At 40.4% G+C, this 15876-nt stretch carries 13 protein-coding genes; 5 read left to right on the forward strand and 8 right to left on the reverse strand.

Annotation, left to right across the window (positions count from 1 at the left end; genetic code table 11):
- Nucleotides 1-370 precede the first annotated feature (370 nt).
- From A9970_RS08835 to A9970_RS08845, 3 genes are all read left to right on the forward strand, one after another.
- A complete protein-coding gene (locus tag A9970_RS08835; protein WP_182982055.1) occupies nt 371-3010 on the forward strand; it encodes a hypothetical protein in 2640 nt (879 codons plus the stop codon).
- A 118-nt stretch (nt 3011-3128) separates the two neighbouring features.
- Nucleotides 3129-4139, forward strand: coding sequence for a bifunctional oligoribonuclease/PAP phosphatase NrnA (locus A9970_RS08840; RefSeq protein ID WP_075994208.1), 1011 nt, complete (start codon nt 3129-3131; stop codon nt 4137-4139).
- Between the two features lie 23 nt (nt 4140-4162).
- On the forward strand, nt 4163-5185 hold the full coding sequence (locus tag A9970_RS08845) for an FKBP-type peptidyl-prolyl cis-trans isomerase (protein ID WP_182330761.1): 1023 nt from the start codon (nt 4163-4165) through the stop codon (nt 5183-5185).
- A gap of 79 nt (nt 5186-5264) precedes the next feature.
- On the opposite strand, the gene A9970_RS08850 is transcribed toward A9970_RS08845, so the two are convergent.
- The 3 genes from A9970_RS08850 to A9970_RS08860 are packed head-to-tail and all read right to left on the reverse strand — an operon-like array spanning nt 5265 to nt 8801.
- The gene (locus A9970_RS08850) at nt 5265-6437 is read right to left on the reverse strand and encodes an ABC transporter permease (RefSeq protein ID WP_088162972.1); all 1173 of its coding nucleotides are present in this window, start codon (nt 6435-6437) and stop codon (nt 5265-5267) included.
- A gap of 11 nt (nt 6438-6448) precedes the next feature.
- Nucleotides 6449-7405: an HlyD family secretion protein gene (locus A9970_RS08855; protein WP_182982056.1), complete on the reverse strand. Its 957-nt coding sequence runs from the start codon at nt 7403-7405 to the stop codon at nt 6449-6451.
- A gap of 1 nt (nt 7406) precedes the next feature.
- Nucleotides 7407-8801 (reverse strand): TolC family protein, encoded by a 1395-nt coding sequence (locus tag A9970_RS08860; protein ID WP_227550146.1) that lies wholly within the window; start codon nt 8799-8801, stop codon nt 7407-7409.
- 362 nt (nt 8802-9163) lie between these two features.
- Here A9970_RS08860 and A9970_RS08865 point away from each other — a divergent pair, with 362 nt between their 5' ends.
- Nucleotides 9164-9931, forward strand: coding sequence for a TatD family hydrolase (locus tag A9970_RS08865; protein WP_159727203.1), 768 nt, complete (start codon nt 9164-9166; stop codon nt 9929-9931).
- A 12-nt stretch (nt 9932-9943) separates the two neighbouring features.
- Nucleotides 9944-10963 (forward strand): asparaginase, encoded by a 1020-nt coding sequence (locus A9970_RS08870; RefSeq protein WP_088162974.1) that lies wholly within the window; start codon nt 9944-9946, stop codon nt 10961-10963.
- A 112-nt stretch (nt 10964-11075) separates the two neighbouring features.
- On the opposite strand, the gene A9970_RS08875 is transcribed toward A9970_RS08870, so the two are convergent.
- Genes A9970_RS08875 through A9970_RS08895 form a run of 5 tightly spaced genes read right to left on the reverse strand, consistent with a single transcriptional unit; the run spans nt 11076 to nt 15872 of the window.
- Nucleotides 11076-12380: a folylpolyglutamate synthase/dihydrofolate synthase family protein gene (locus A9970_RS08875; RefSeq protein WP_182982057.1), complete on the reverse strand. Its 1305-nt coding sequence runs from the start codon at nt 12378-12380 to the stop codon at nt 11076-11078.
- 11 nt (nt 12381-12391) lie between these two features.
- Nucleotides 12392-13219, reverse strand: a complete 828-nt coding sequence (locus tag A9970_RS08880; RefSeq protein ID WP_070561236.1) for an energy transducer TonB — start codon at nt 13217-13219, stop codon at nt 12392-12394.
- A gap of 58 nt (nt 13220-13277) precedes the next feature.
- Nucleotides 13278-13688, reverse strand: coding sequence for a biopolymer transporter ExbD (locus A9970_RS08885; RefSeq protein WP_046672748.1), 411 nt, complete (start codon nt 13686-13688; stop codon nt 13278-13280).
- The gene (locus A9970_RS08890) at nt 13688-14395 is read right to left on the reverse strand and encodes a MotA/TolQ/ExbB proton channel family protein (protein ID WP_046672749.1); all 708 of its coding nucleotides are present in this window, start codon (nt 14393-14395) and stop codon (nt 13688-13690) included. The genes A9970_RS08885 and A9970_RS08890 overlap by 1 nt, the downstream gene beginning before the upstream one ends.
- Nucleotides 14396-14426: 31 nt before the next feature.
- Nucleotides 14427-15872, reverse strand: a complete 1446-nt coding sequence (locus A9970_RS08895) for an SPOR domain-containing protein (protein ID WP_182982058.1) — start codon at nt 15870-15872, stop codon at nt 14427-14429.
- Nucleotides 15873-15876: the final 4 nt, after the last annotated feature.

Raw genomic sequence — 15876 nt, forward strand, 5'->3', positions numbered from 1 at the left:
GTATTAAAAACAGAGCAAAATAAGGAATTTTTTGTTAAATTTATATTACAAAGGCGTATTATAGGAACGATTTTCTATCTCTTCCCATATATTTTTATTAGGTTTGTTTTACGTATGAATCATCATGAGCATCGTGCAGCTCACCGAAATCTTGAACGAGGTGCAAGATTTGTATATCCTTGATAAACATCTGCCGCATGATAGCTTTATCACCATTAAAAAAACAAGTTTAGTGTACTTATTCCGCTGACAAGAAAATGAGTACCTCATAAATAGTTGTTCTGATGAAACTGGACTTTTAATCGCATCGACCAGCGTGGTAGTGACGATTTATTCGAGTTCTTATCAGGCATTGAAAAAAATAAAAAGGATGAAAAAAACAATCATCATCACTGTTATATTATTCATCGCGGTCATCGCGGCCACGATCTATCTTTTTGGAGACTTCAATAAAAACAATAAACAAGATTCTAAAGCTTTACAATATCTTCCTGAAAGTACATTAGCAATTGCCTCCTTTGCCAATGATCAGACTGTTGATACGATCTTCAATGACTATGAGCTCTTTAAAGCCATTATAGGTCAACGCAATTTTGGCAACTTGGAGCGTCTTAAAGACGAATTATTACGTAGTGAACAGTTAGCGCCTCTTGTAGCGGGGCAGCAAATATTACTCTCTTTTCACCAGGAAAAAGACCAAATTACTCCGTTATACAGCGTTCAGGTTGGTCAAAGCATTGATAATAACTCACTGGCAACATTGCTTGAAAACGTCGGTAAAAACTACAAAATACAACCTTTTGACACCTTAGGGCAACGATTTTATGGGCTTAATCAAGGCAGCAAGGATAGTACACTTTATTGCGCTTATTCCCACGAAATCATTTTCGCCAGCTACTCCAAACAGGTACTTTCCCAGATCTTTGATAAACAGGTTAAGAAAATAAGTACCAAACAAATCGAGTTCTTCGTAAACCATAACAATAAAAACACGCCACTTAGTCTCTATTTTTTCAATGAACAATTGTCGCAAATTGCTCGAATATTGATGAAATCCAAATTTGGCACTTATCTCAACTTAATCGATTCGCTGAAGGGCCAAACGTCCTGGAACATGAATTTCAAAAAGGATGCTTTTATTTTTAAGGGTGAAACAGATCTCACGGCGAGCAAAAATAGCTACCTACAGTTATTTGCAACGCAGACGGCTCAAGTGCAAGCTCTGGGGAATTATCTTCCTAAAAATGCTGCATCTTATATAGACTTTAGTATTTCAGATCCCCATAGTTTTCGAAGCGGACTGAAAGCCTTGTTGGTACAGCAAAAAGAAGACGGTCGATTGGCTAAAAGTATAAAGAACTTTGAAGAAGACAGCAAAGTATCATTTGACAGTATCATCGCGCCAATTTTCAACGATGAATTTGCGCTCGCGGAATTGGATAATCAGGATGCAATAGGTTTGATCAGCATTTCGGATTCAACGCAGTTTGCTGATAATCTTAAGAAATTCAGTTCGTCTGTAGGTGATTCAATCTATCAATTTAAATATTCTAATCTCTTACATGCGCTATTTGGTGAGCCATTCAAAAGCTTTACCCGACCATATTTCACCATTGTAGACAACATTATGGTGGTAGCTACACGGACGGGCATCTTGAGAGACTATCGTGAATCTTTCCGGGAAAAGCAATTTCTTTCCGGAACGGCTATTTTCAAAAATCATGCAGCATTGCAGAATAGCCGCAGTAACGTGACTTTCTATTTAGAACCTAAAGCTGGTAAAAGCAATATTATGGATAACTTAAAAGCTGATTTTGCAAAGAACTTTAAAGATGAGGATGAATATGGATTTCAAAATTTCTATTCCTGGTCTTATCAGTTGAGTGGCAATCAGGGCACATTTTCGTCCAGTTTATATGCCCTCTTTAAGAGTGATACGAGACTAGGCGGCAAACCAGAATGGACAGTCCAGCTGGATAACCGAATTATCAATAAACCTTGGATTTTCGATCAAGATGGGAAGAACAAGTTTATCCTGATTCAAGAACAAGATCATACGGTACATGCATTTTCGCCGGATGGGAAAGAACTCTGGCAAAACCTCTTCCAAGGGGAAATTTTGGGCGAGCCAATTCAGTTACAGGATCTCAGTATTGTCGCCGTCACGAAAAACCGCTTATATCGCTTTATGCCCGATGGTAAAAACAGGATTGGCTTCTCCGTTGAACTTCCATACTCGGCAACTTACGGGGCTACAATCACCACCTTCAATAAGGAGCAACGTATTTACATTCCGGCAACAGACCGAATTCTTGCGTATACCCTCGATGGCAAAAAAGTGGATGGCTTTGAAAATAATAGCGTTGATGGCCGAATTTTATTCGATCTAAAAACAACCAGCCTGGGACAGACAAATTATATTATTGCCGGGACAAGCACTGCTTCCGTCTATTTCTTTGATCAAAATGGTAAGGTCATCCATAAAAAAACATTGGATACCGATGGAGAAAGTGTTAAAAATCCAATTGGTTTAGTTGCGGCCTCGGATGAAAAGAACTCCTTCATTTACTTGGCGAACAATAAAGGTAGTGTATTCAAAATTCCTTTCGAAGGCGAAACAAAAAAAATAAAACTGGGTGACTGGGGCAAAGATGCTTTCTTTAATTTTGAAGACATTAGCGGTGGAGCAGACAGAGATTTTGTTATTCTAGCCAACAACAAACTGAATGCCTACAGTTCAAGAGACTCGTCTTCATACTTTGAATATAAATTCATCGAAGAGGCCAGTAACAGACCATTATTTTTCAAACGAATAGGTAAATCTGATATCATAGGCGTAGGAACCGACAACCGCATGATTTATGTTTTCGGATCTGATGGCCTGGTCCAGGAGGGATTCCCTGTAGAAGGTTTTTCAAAGTTCTATTATGGACCGATTAACTATGGCGACAATGCCAATTATTTAATCTGCATGAAGCGGGATTTCAAGATCTATGTATATAAGTTTTAAAAACCTGAAAATCAATTTTTTAAAGTCAAAACCAAACGCTATAAGATGCTAAAAGATCTTTATAAAAAATTTGTCTAATTTAATTTTTTTATAGTAGGTTTGCAGACTTAATATGACTATGCTGAAATCGGAAGAATTAAAAGAATTATTAGCTGAACCAAAACGTATTGTAATTACAACGCACTACAAACCAGATGGGGACGCATTGGGTTCATCTTTAGGATTATATTTTTGGTTGACCGCGAAAGGACACCACGTAAATCTCATTGTACCGTCAGACTTTCCTGCCTTTTTGGATTGGTTACCTGGCTTAGAAAATGTACAAATTTATACGCAGGATATTGACCTGCACAATCAACAGATTGACGCAGCTGAATTAATTTTCTGCTTAGATTTTAATGGCCTTGCCCGGATTCACGAAATGGGTGAACCTATTCGTCAAGCGAAAGGAATCAAATGCATGATTGATCACCATTTAGATCCGGAAGGGTTTGAAGATTACGCATTTTGGGATCCATCTGCTGCAGCGACTGCACAATTGATCTATCGCTTCTTAGTCCATGAGATGCAAGATCCAGACCATATCAGTGCTGACATGGCGACATGCTTATATACCGGTATTATGACCGATACGGGCTCTTTCCGCTTCCGTTCTACCACTGCTGAAATTCACCGCATCATTGCATCACTCATTGATTGCGGTGCACAAAACTGGGCTATTCACGAAGAGATTTACAATAGCTCGTCAGAAAGCCGCCTGAAATTCTTAGGGTTCTGTTTATTGAATCGTCTAGAGGTTATCCATGAATATAACACCGCCATTATCCATGTAACCAAAGCGGATCTCACTCAGTTTGAAGTGATCACCGGTGATACCGAAGGATTAGTCAATTATGCCCTTTCTATCAAAGGAATTCGATTGGCTGCTTTAATTATTGACAGAAATGAACAAATTAAACTATCTTTGCGTTCGATTGGAGAAGTTCCTTGCAATGAGATCTGTAAATTGTATTTCAATGGAGGGGGGCATCTTAACGCTTCAGGAGGTAATTCGAAAGAAAGCCTCGAAGCAGTGATTGCAAAATTCAAATCGGTTTTACCAAATTATAAAGAAATATTAACAAAATAAGATATCGTAACATACATTAGAAAATGAAGAAAGCAATTCTATTTTTCGCGGCTGCCGGTCTTTTGATGACGTCATGCCAAAAATTCAAAAAGGCTGAAGGTGGTCTTGAGTATAAAATCGTAGATGATAATGCAAAAGAAAAAGCAGTATCAGGCGATTTATTAGCACTTGACATGGTTGTGAAAACGGACAGAGATTCTACAATGCAAAGTACGTATGACATGGGAGTCCCTCAAATCGTTCAATTATATCCAGATAGTATCATCGCAAAAAATCCAGGTGACCCTACTGGTTTATTCAAATACGTAGGTGAAGGCGATAGCTTGGTATTCAAAATCAATTTGGATTCTATGGCTGCTAAAACGCATCAACCAAAACCAGAATTCGCAGATAAGTTTATTGTTTATTCGATCAAGGTCAAAAAACACTTCAAAAAAGGAAAGTTAACAGACCAACAATTGGGTGAACAAGTTCAGAAATATTTTGAAGAAGAATTGAACAAACACAAGGCAGCTGAACCAGCTAAACTTGAAAAATACATCAAGGATAAAAACTTGAAAACAACAAAAACAGCTTCAGGTCTTCAATATGTAGTTACTAAACCTGGAACAGGAGCAAATGCAAAAGTAGGTGATTCTATTCACGTGAACTATGTAGGATCATTAACTACAGGAAAAGTATTTGATACAAACCTTCCAGATGTAGCTAAAAAAGAGAAAATTTTCAACCCTCAACGTCCTTATGAAGCATTAAAATTCCAATTAGGTGTTGATGGTGTGATCCCTGGATGGACTGAGGCTTTCCAATTGTTTAACAAAGGTACAAAAGCAACTTTAGTCATTCCTTCATCTTTGGCTTATGGCGATCGCCCTTCAGGTGTTATCCCTCCATATGCTCCTTTAGTATTTGAAGTAGAAGTATTGGATATCAAACCTGGAAAAGTTCCTGCTCCTACAGCAACAACTCCAGGCATGGTAGCGCCTACTGGAACTACTGCTCCAGCGGCAACAGCTCCTGCAACTAAAGCTCCTGCAGCAAAAAAATAATTCGACTGTAAATTTCAGTTAACAAAAAAGCGGTTTCATCGAGATGAAACCGCTTTTTTGTTGTTCGTATTTTTATTCACTATACGCTAATCTTCTTATCTTCTTTTTTGATCTTCCGTATTTTCAGCCATAGTATTATTACCGCCAATATAAAACTGATAATCATGATGATGGTCAATGCGATCAGCGCCTTATCGGTATGGTAATTTTCAGCATGCTGAATAAACATTAACCTAAAAATTCGCAGATAATGGGTCGATGGGATTACATTTGCTATTGCCTGCACCCAGCCTGGCATTAGACTCGAAGGCCAGGTAAAGCCACTCAAGATAAATGCTGGCGTCGCAATTACCATAAGGACTTCCGTCGATTTCAACTGCGAAGGCAGTAGAATACTGACGAGTACACCTATAAAACACACGGCGAGCAAAAAGACGAAAGTGCACAGTACAAAGCGACCAAATTCGGCCTGTAAAGGCATACGGTAATATTGACCAAAACCCCAATATAAAACCAGGATACCGACAGACATCAAAACATATGGTAATATCTTAACAAGAATCAGTCCGATAGGATTACCGATTTTACGTACAAGTTCCGGAAAGGTATTGCCTTCAAATTCTGAGGAAAAAGACAAAGCCAAGCCTAAGAGCAAGACCTGTTGCAGCACAGTAATTAGAACTCCCGGTAGCATAAAATACAGGTAATTTCCACTTCGAATATTCTGCTTAACAAAAGTTGTCTTAAATGGTTCGTACTGCTGTGCAGCGATCTTTGCCGGAACACCACGTTTCATTTGCGCCTGAATCTGTATGCCCGCTTTCAACGTCGAGGCACACACATTGACAGCCATCATGGCGGTATTAGAGGTCAATGTATTGGCACCGTCTACAAAAACAGTCATTTCGGGCAAGCGACCTTGTTGTACTCCGGATGCAAAACCCTTGGGAATATGTACAATCGTTGTTGCCTCATATTGCATGGCAATATCTTTTGAATCAAATAAGGACGGTAATACACGGGCAACTTCAATACTCTCATTATCCGAAAGCATATCAATAAATGAACTGCTTAAGGGGCTATTATCCTCATCAACCACAATGACCGGCATCTGAGTTACCTTGCCTTGTTGATAAACATGCCCCACCAATACACCATACAATACAGGTGCACCTAGAAAAAGCATCAATAGCACTTTATTATTGAAGAAGAGCTTAAACTCCCGTTGGATCAATTCTAAAAATTTTTTCACAGTCAAGCTCTTTAATTCGCATGGAGAACCACAAGCGTTTTTGTTAACAAATCTTTGCTACCGGCAACATCTTCAGGAACAATTTTCAATTCAAACACAGCCTGTTGCGGATCGAAATCAGGATAAGCTGAGGCAATGCTTGCGTACGAATTTAAGGCTTTGATACTAATCACCTTTGCTTTCACCTTTTTGTGATTCAAATAAGGAATTTCAACCTCCACGGCCTCTCCTTTTTGAAGTTTTCCCATTTTATTTTCGGGCAATGTGAATCTAAAATAGGTCGATCGATCGAGAAAACCATTTATAATTGGATAGCCTGCCATCGCCAATTCACCGACTTTCAGATTAATCGTTTCCACACTCATGTCCTGTGGAGCAATGACATATTTCTCCTGTGCAGCAACATTGACTTCAGATACCGCCCCGAGCGCACGCTCTTTCTGTCCCAAAGCCATAATCTGCTGTTCTTGCCTAGCCCCACCCTTTGCTTCAGCTAATTCAGCCTGTGCTGCAAGATATTGATTTTTGGCCCCCTGATATTTGGCGTAGGTCTCGTCGTACTTTTGCTGCGGAATCAGGCTGTCCTGCAAAAGGGCATCCAGCCTACCTATTGATTTTTTCGCAAATTCATATTGTTCCTTAAGTCCATCTACCTTCGCCTGCAACTGCACGAGTTGCCCTTTCGTAGCACCTTTGACTGCCATGTTATATTGTGCATCAGCAGACTGCAGCGCTCCCTTTGCCTGCTCTTCTTTCGCATCTACCTCGGGAATACTCAAAATAGCCAAGGTATCCCCCGCATGCACAAAATCCCCTTCTTCAACCAATAGCTTTGCAATTTTCCCCGGAACCTTTGTCACAACCGTCACTTGCTCTCGCTCCACCTTCCCTTCAATAGGCTTCTCTTTCACTTGATTTGTACAAGAAACAAAAATAGACAGAGATAATATCCCATATAAATTCTTCATGTTACTCATGTATAGTTTGTAATAATTTTCCTGATGTATGTAGTAATTCAACTGCGGCTGTACGTTGCTGCAAAACATTGTTAAAATAACCCAAATTAACTTTGTACCAATCGTTTTCAGCAGCCAATAACTCGGTAACATCTATTAAGCCAGCTTGGTACTGTTTAACAGCCATAGAAAGGTTATTTTCGGCAACTTTCAACTGCTGTTCCCCCACTTTCAATTTTTGGTTCCCAGTTGTATAGGTAACTGTATTCTTGCTCAATAATAGATTTAATTTTTCCTGTGTATCTTCCCTTTTGGTCGTATTGATATTTTGATCGAGTTTAACTTGCTTTATCTTATTGTGATGTTCCCCGCCAGTATAGAGATCCCATTTAACCCCTACGCCAACCATTAGATTGGGACTCCCCTTGATAGAATTAAGCGGTAAGTTGACCGTACCAAATAGCGGTTGGTCTTTCACCGTGAGTTTGGAGTTGAATACATTCAGATAGTTTGCGGATCCAAAGGCAAAGACAGCAGGAAGAGCTCCCCCCTTTTCTTTTTTATACAGGTACTCATACGCTTTTGAGGAAGCATCTAGTGCTTTCAATTCGGATCTTTGTTCGACATCACGTGGAAGATCCGACAAAAATATAGGTTTAAGTCCATAATGAATTCCGCCAACCTCCTGAAAAGATACCCCTGTTTCTTGTTCGATCTTTTGACACAACAAATCCCGATTGCCAGAAACCTCTACCTTTTTCTCTTCCAGCTCCAGCAAGGCCAATTTCAATTTATCTCTATCATAAGGTATTGCAAGGCCATTTTGAATTGCTTTATTCACCTTTTCCTGTTCTTTCTTTAATCGCTTTTCAGAATCTACAATCAATTTATCCACCTCATCCAACAACATCAGCTGATCAAAAGAGGCAATAATATCCTTTGAAAGTGTCTCTCGACCGGCCGATTCTAAATATTGTTGAGCCACAGCTTTTTCTTGCAATGCTTTTATTCCATTCGGAATCTGCAATCCCGAAAAGATAATCTGCTTTACAGACACCCCCGCATAGGCCGCTTGCCCATGCATACTAAATCCTGTTGCTCCTTCAAACAAGCCTAAGTTCAATAAAGGGATATTAACTGTAGGAATATCAATACTCCCATTGCTATGTACATAACCGTATAGCCCAAGTGCCGAGACATGTGGCAGCCGGTTTGCTTTTACTCCATCGGCTTCCAGACGTGCTTTATCGACTTCGTAAGCCTTCAATTTCAATTCTTTATTTGTCTGAAAGGCTTTTTGAATAATATCTTTTACCGAAGGGTCAATCAATGATTGCGCATGTAGTTTGTTTAAAAACATAACCGACGCCAAAGTCAATAAACCCAGGCATAACCTCTTATTCATCATATGATTCATTTATTCTTATAAAAATAGGACAACAACCGCCTCTTTTATCTGTTTAACAGTAAATCGTACGGTATGTTTGACTTGTGACTCTTTTTAATTAAACGTATCTTTTCAACGGCCAATAACAATCGTCACTTATGCATTCATGGCATGAAGAACTGACCTCCACCTGTTAGCTTTTCCAAGATACAAAAAAAGGAATTCGTTTCTGTAGAAGGAATCCTGTATTAATTTTCATTTTTGCTAATTAATAAGTTATCTTTGGAGATCGAATTGAAATTTTGGTAATTAAGTCTACCACTTTATTCGATAATAATAAAAACAAGTTTTTACCCTAACCCGCTGCCTCCACGCAGAAAACTATGTTGCTTACAGATACACATACACACATTTATTACCATGCAGGAACCGAAAAACTGCAAGAACATCTACAACGTTGCTTCGATAATGGCATACAACGCCTTTTTTTGCCGAATGTGAATAGCGCTTCCATAAAACCTGTATTTGATACCGTAGCAGCTTATCCAGAACATTGTTTTCCGATGCTTGGATTACATCCCTGCGATGTAAAGGAAAACTATGTGGAAGAGTTAGAAACCATCCGAAAGAGCTTGGAAACACACAAAGTCCATGCCATAGGTGAGATCGGGCTGGATCTTTATTGGGATAAAAGCACGCTTGAAATTCAAAAAGATGCTTTTCGAACTCAGGTTCAATGGGCTAAGGAATTAAATTTACCGATCGATATCCACTGCCGGGAAGCCTTCACTGAACTGTTCGAATTATTGGAAGAACTTCACGACGACAAATTATTTGGCGTTCTGCACTGCTTTACCGGTTCCCTGGAGCAAGCCCACCAGGCTATCGATTTAGGTTTTGCTCTTGGTATTGGCGGAGTCGTTACCTTTAAAAAAGCGGGCTTAGATCAGGTGGTCAAAGAAATCGATTTAAAACATATTGTTCTGGAGACAGATGCACCTTATCTGGCTCCTGTCCCCTTTCGCGGTAAAGAAAATGAAAGTAGCTATTTGGTTTACGTCGCACAAAAGGTAGCTGACCTTCACCAGATCTCCATCGAAAAGGTAGCCGAAATCACAACAGAAAATTCAAAACGTATATTTGGTATATAATTTCAAAACTCAATGCATAATATCTTTATTATCTACACAGGTGGGACCATTGGAATGGTTAAAGATGAAACAGGAACATTCGTTCCTTTCGACTTTGAATTGATCAAACGTAATCTCCCTGATTTAAGTCGCTTAGACTATAAGCTGACCGTGCACTCTTTCGAACCCATTATCGATTCATCGAACATGAAGCCTGAGATCTGGATTGAAATGGCACAAATTATTAAGGATAACTATGCAGATTACGACGGTTTTGTTATTCTACATGGTTCCGATACAATGGCTTTTACGGCCTCAGTATTGAGCTTTATGTTGGAAGGGCTCCAAAAACCGGTCATATTATCAGGCTCCCAATTGCCTATTGGGGAAATTCGAACGGATGCCCGGGAAAATATGATGACAGCGTTGGAAATAGCCTCTGCGAAGCAGGATGGTATCTCCATTATCCAAGAAGTATGCATTCTTTTCGACAATAAATTATTCCGTGGCAATCGCTCATTTAAATATAATTCGGCCAAATTTGAGGCTTTTAGATCGCCAAACTATCCCGTATTGGTTGAAGCAGGTATTCACCTCAAATATAATACAGATGCTTTATTAAATAATATTGATAAAGAATTTATCCTACATACCAAACTGGACAATAGGGTAGCCGTATTGAAATTATTTCCGGGGATCTCTGCGCAAACAATCAAAGCAGTCCTAGATTCCGATGTCCGCTCCATTGTTATGGAAACATTCGGATCGGGCAATACAACCACCGACACTTGGTTTCTGGATCTATTGAAGGAAGCAATTGAACAGGGTAAAAATATCCTCAACATTTCGCAATGTAAAGTAGGGTCTGTTGAATTAGGTCGCTATGAGACTTCACAAGGACTTAAATCCATCGGCGTGCTCAATGGCTACGACCTTACATTCGAAGCGGCAGTAACCAAATTAATGTATCTTCAAGGTGAGTTAGAAGATCAAAAAGAGGTCGCCTATTGGATTGAAAAGGATATCCGTGGTGAATTGACGATTAATGACTAATGACCAGGCACAAATCACAAAAAAGGGAGCTGCACTTCACGCAGCTCCCTTTTTTGTGATCGGTTTCTATGAATTTCTCCCGCAGATTTATTTGCGAGGAAAGACGATATTCTTATTCCTGCGCCAAGCTAGCAAGCACTTCCGCAACAACAAAATTGCTTCCGCCAACAAAAATAAGGTTCCCTTGTTGATACGCTTCTTTTGCTGCATCAAACGCAGCTCCTACCGATGGATAATCAAGCCCCGTTAGACCAAATTCCATAGCTTCTTTCCGCAACTCCTCGGATGGCATTGCACGTGGCATATCCGGAGCAGAGAAATAGTAGGTTGCATCCTTGGGTAGATAAGGCAACATATGTGATAAATCCTTATCGCGCATGGCCCCTATCACAAAGTGCAATTTATCATAAGCCGTTGTAGCCAGATTTTTGAGCACTTCATGAATTCCGTCCTCATTGTGCCCTGTATCACAGATGATAAATGGATCCTTAGACAATTGTTGCCATCGGCCTTGAATTCCTGTGGTTGCCTGCACATTTTTTAGCGCTTGATGCACATGTTGATCACTGATCTCAAAGCCCAGTTGACGTAACTCATCCACAGCTAACAGGACGCCAGCGAGATTCTTGACCTGATAGGAGCCTTTTAAATCCAGTTGATAGTCTGCTGAATGACCTGCAGTATCCGTCGCTTGTACCTTCAAATAATCATGGTCCACGCCCAGCATTTTCGTCTCATACTTGTCGGAAGCGAATTGGATCGGTGCATGCTCGATCGCTGCTTTATCCAAAAACACGGCTGCTGTATCTTCAGCATATTCCGAAATAACGACAGGTGTATTTCTCTTGATAATTCCCGCTTTTTCGCCAGCAATTTCCGCCAATGTATTACCAAGAAGATTCATGTGATCAAAACCGATATTGGTAATTACCGACAGCAAAGGCTGAATAATATTGGTGCTGTCCAAACGCCCGCCAAGGCCGACTTCAATGACAGCGATATCAACCTTATTCTTCTCGAAATAATCAAAAGCCATGGCTACAGTAATTTCGAAAAACGATGGACTGACTTCTTCTATAAGCTCGCGATGGGTATTGACAAAATCAACAACAAATTCTTTCTCACATAACTGACCATTGACACGAATACGTTCTCTGAAATCCAGTAAATGTGGTGAAGTATAGAGGCCGGTTTTATATCCTGCTTCGGCCAAAATAGCGGCCAACATATGGGAGGTGGATCCTTTTCCGTTTGTACCGGCAATATGTAATGTTTTGAATTTTCGCTGTGGGTTGCCCAAAGCAGCGCAAAGTTTGATGGTATTGTCAAGGTCTTTTTTGAAGGCAGAGGCGCCATCCCTTGTAAACATAGGCAATCGAGTATACAGATACTCGATTGCCTCATTATAAGCATTCATGTGAATGATTTTTATCTTAATCTAAAATTGAATACAATCCGTCCTGTTTGGGAGTCGGGAGCATTTGGCAATTGGTTTAGCCGAGCGCCACGTACAGCACGCTCACATTTCTCCAACAAGGATGGATCGGTAATCGTCGTTCCTTTTACACCAGCACGCGCATAGGTGATAACCCCTTGCTTGTTCACTCTAAACTCCACAGCAACCTTTCCTGCTTGCTGTCCATTATCGTCGATACTTGGCCGTTGCGTAAAACTTCGGTTTTCAATAGACAACATCATGTTACCGTTTCCAGATCCACCTTCGCCGTAGTTACTTGCTAAAGGATCACCCAGTTTGGAACCCTGATTTCCAGGAGTTGTCCCTGTACCATCACCAGCCCCAGTACCGTTATTTTTATTGCCTTTAAAAAGCGCTTTGGCATTGGCCTGTGGTGCCACTTCTTTTACAGCTTTGGTTGTTTCCGGTGCTTTTGAAACGACCTTCTTTTCAGTTTTTGTTACCGCAGGGGCATCTTCTAAATCCTGTGTGACAACCGCTTTCTCCGCAACTTGCTGCGTTGGAGTTGGGGTAGGTGTTTCAACAGGATCAATACGGTCAGGGCGTTCATTATTGGCGTTAGGATCCACCGATGGTTCCTCAACACTCATATAGTCATCTCCCATTCCCTCAGGTGAAGTACCGTAATTGACGATCATTCCCCCCATTCCATATTCATCAGGTGCCTGAGATTTAAAAACAACAAAAAATCCAATCAAGAGCAACGATGCCATGACCAAAGTCGATATCCCCAATGCTTTGGGGAAATTATTTTCTTCATGTTGAAGGTGATATCTCATCGCATTAATCTCCTATATTAATAGCTGACCAATAAACTTAAAAAAAGTTTAATTGTTCCTATTTATCTTTTTTTGGTTCTGTTGCCAATACCACTTTAATCTTCAATCGATTAGCTACATCCATTACAGAAATAACATTTTGAATGGGAACCGTATTATCGACATAGAGCATAATTGTCACTTCCTCGCCCGCAGCCATTTGCGATTGAATTGCAGCTTCCAATCCTTCAATGGGCACTGGAGTTTTGTCAATAAAATAGCCCAAATCTTTTGTAATCGATACCGTGACGGTCTTTTTAGCAACAGATTGTTCTCCCGCACTTGACTTTGGTAACAATAGCTTCACCACTTGCGGATTAGAAACTGCAGAAGCCAACAGGAAGAACAACATCAGGAAAAACATGATGTCATTCAGCGCTGAAGTATGTACCTCCGCAGATGGTTTATTTTTTCTACTTCGTAAGTTCATTATCTTCCGGGTTCATCCAATAAATCAATAAATTCTACTGCATCCGTTTCCATACGTAAAATCAATCGCTCCACCATCATATTCAAGATATGGTAGCCCAAATAAGCTAAGATACCCACCGCAAGACCTGATGCAGAAGACACCATTTTTACATATAGACCCCCAGATACAGAAGCAATATCAATACCACCAGCTAATTCCACGTCGTGGAAAATCTTAATTACTCCAAAGATCGTACCTACGAAACCAAGCATCGGGGCAATACCAGCAATAATACCCAAAATATTGATATTCTTTTCTAACTTGGCAACTTCCAATTTACCTACGTTTTCGATCGCTCCTTCAATATCTTTGATCGGCCTGCCGACACGCAATAAGCCTTTTTGCAACATACGTCCCAAAGCTGAGTTACTTGAACGAACTACAGCTAATGCCGAATCCAGGTTTCCGGACAAAACATTTGCTTTTACTTGCGACATTAAGCTGTTATCATATTTTGCGGCACGACGAATGGTCAAATAACGCTCAAAAAAGATAACCAATCCAATAAAGAACAACAGTAGGATTGGAACCATGATCCATCCCCCTTTGATCATCATATCGATCAAACTCATGTTTTCTGTAGGCGCAGCAGCAGGTAATGGTTGTTGTGCAGCTTGATTAAACGAATCCACAGCAGCCCGTGCTGTATCTTGTACTAATGACATAATTATTAACAGTTTTATATAGTTTTAACTTTTATAGGGGATCTACCCAAGCATCCTTAATTTTATTGATTACCGACTTCTTCGCAAGCTGTGCCTCCTCATTTGTCATGTAGGTATTTAAGATAATTTTCTTTCTATCTTTTTTATTTTTCCCTTCAACAGCGCGTGCTGTTTTATAGCCCATTGCACGAAGACGTTGCGCCTCCTGCTCGGCACTTGCCATAGTTTTTGCGGATCCAATGACCACCTGGTACCGCGGTTGAGCAACAGGAATAGATTCCTTGATCACAGGATTTGCTTCCAAAACCGGAGGTTTTGAAGCCGCATTGGTCGCTGGTACAGTTGTTGTCTTTTTAACAGAATCTGTCACACTGCGCTTAGCCAATGAATCAACTTTCTTCAAACTATCGGCTTGCAACGTATTGGACAATGTATCGGCAGGTATGATCGGCTTTTGTTGAATAAGGGTATCTGCCGCTCTTACAACAGGTTTGGTCGACCCAAATAACGAATCCTTCAACGCAGGATTGGTGTAAACGACCGCAACAGCAACCATTGCCAGCACAATAATTCCAGTCATCCAATACCAGATCGCATTTGAATTACGCGGCTCTTCCTCATAGATATTTGGGGCGTATGTTGAATTGGCGTTAGCCGACGCAATAGCACCGATTTCTCTTTTTGAAGTGTTTTCTTCTTGAGGTGCAGATAGATGGCTATCAGTTATTACAGGTGCATCTACAAGTTCAGACAGCTCAGTTTCCTCTTTCTTTATCGAGGATTCTTCAGCTTCAAGATCGGTACGATCACTTGTCGGTTCTGTCTCCGGAGAAAGTTCCTCTGCTACTAGACCCGTTACCACGACCGGTTCCTGTGCTGTTTCAGCTTCTTCTTTGACCTCTTCAACCTCGATCGTTTCGTCTTGATCTGCCGTATCCGGCATAGACTCCTCGGCAGGCTCCACGTTATGATCGGCTTCCACCATCGGATCTTCTTCTACAACAGGGTCTTCTTCAACAGCTAAGGTCGTAAGTTCTTCTTCTTTGGCTTCTTCCAAAGAAGAAACAACTGTTTCAATCTCTGGTGCAACAAGATTTGTAACCGGCTGGAAATCGAATCCCGACAAGTCCAAGGGTTTGAAGACCAAACTTGCGCCATAACTAATCAATAAGCCAAGATCATCGAGTTTAGCCTGTCCAAACTGACCTAAATCAGCTCTTAGGTTATCAACAGTTTCCGACAAGATCTGTTGCGCCTGATTGAGGCCCAAGTTTTCCTGTTGTTGGATATAATGAACAATATTAAATCCATGTTGAGCAGAATAGTCCAGCTCAACATAAGAAATTGGCGGCAAAAACACATTATTTTGTTTATCGAACTGAGCCGGAGAATGAATTCGTTTGAACACACCTATTCCGGGCACGTATACTTCCGCATAACGTTTTAATAAACTATTGATGTTTTTGCCTAGATTCATCGCG

This window comes from Sphingobacterium sp. UME9 (assembly GCF_014170215.1).
In the GTDB taxonomy this organism is placed as follows: domain Bacteria; phylum Bacteroidota; class Bacteroidia; order Sphingobacteriales; family Sphingobacteriaceae; genus Sphingobacterium; species Sphingobacterium paramultivorum.

Excerpts from the sequence above, each read along its gene's own strand:
- A9970_RS08865 (WP_159727203.1), top strand. The coding sequence starts at position 9,164 with ATGTTGCTTACAGATACACATACACACATTTATTACCATGCAGGAACC.
- A9970_RS08860 (WP_227550146.1), bottom strand. The coding sequence starts at position 8,801 with ATGATGAATAAGAGGTTATGCCTGGGTTTATTGACTTTGGCGTCGGTT.
- A9970_RS08835 (WP_182982055.1), top strand. The coding sequence starts at position 371 with ATGAAAAAAACAATCATCATCACTGTTATATTATTCATCGCGGTCATC.
- A9970_RS08875 (WP_182982057.1), bottom strand. The coding sequence starts at position 12,380 with ATGAATGCTTATAATGAGGCAATCGAGTATCTGTATACTCGATTGCCT.
- A9970_RS08885 (WP_046672748.1), bottom strand. The coding sequence starts at position 13,688 with ATGAACTTACGAAGTAGAAAAAATAAACCATCTGCGGAGGTACATACT.
- A9970_RS08845 (WP_182330761.1), top strand. The coding sequence starts at position 4,163 with ATGAAGAAAGCAATTCTATTTTTCGCGGCTGCCGGTCTTTTGATGACG.
- A9970_RS08840 (WP_075994208.1), top strand. The coding sequence starts at position 3,129 with ATGCTGAAATCGGAAGAATTAAAAGAATTATTAGCTGAACCAAAACGT.
- A9970_RS08880 (WP_070561236.1), bottom strand. The coding sequence starts at position 13,219 with ATGAGATATCACCTTCAACATGAAGAAAATAATTTCCCCAAAGCATTG.
- A9970_RS08890 (WP_046672749.1), bottom strand. The coding sequence starts at position 14,395 with ATGTCATTAGTACAAGATACAGCACGGGCTGCTGTGGATTCGTTTAAT.
- A9970_RS08855 (WP_182982056.1), bottom strand. The coding sequence starts at position 7,405 with ATGAAGAATTTATATGGGATATTATCTCTGTCTATTTTTGTTTCTTGT.
- A9970_RS08895 (WP_182982058.1), bottom strand. The coding sequence starts at position 15,872 with ATGAATCTAGGCAAAAACATCAATAGTTTATTAAAACGTTATGCGGAA.
- A9970_RS08870 (WP_088162974.1), top strand. The coding sequence starts at position 9,944 with ATGCATAATATCTTTATTATCTACACAGGTGGGACCATTGGAATGGTT.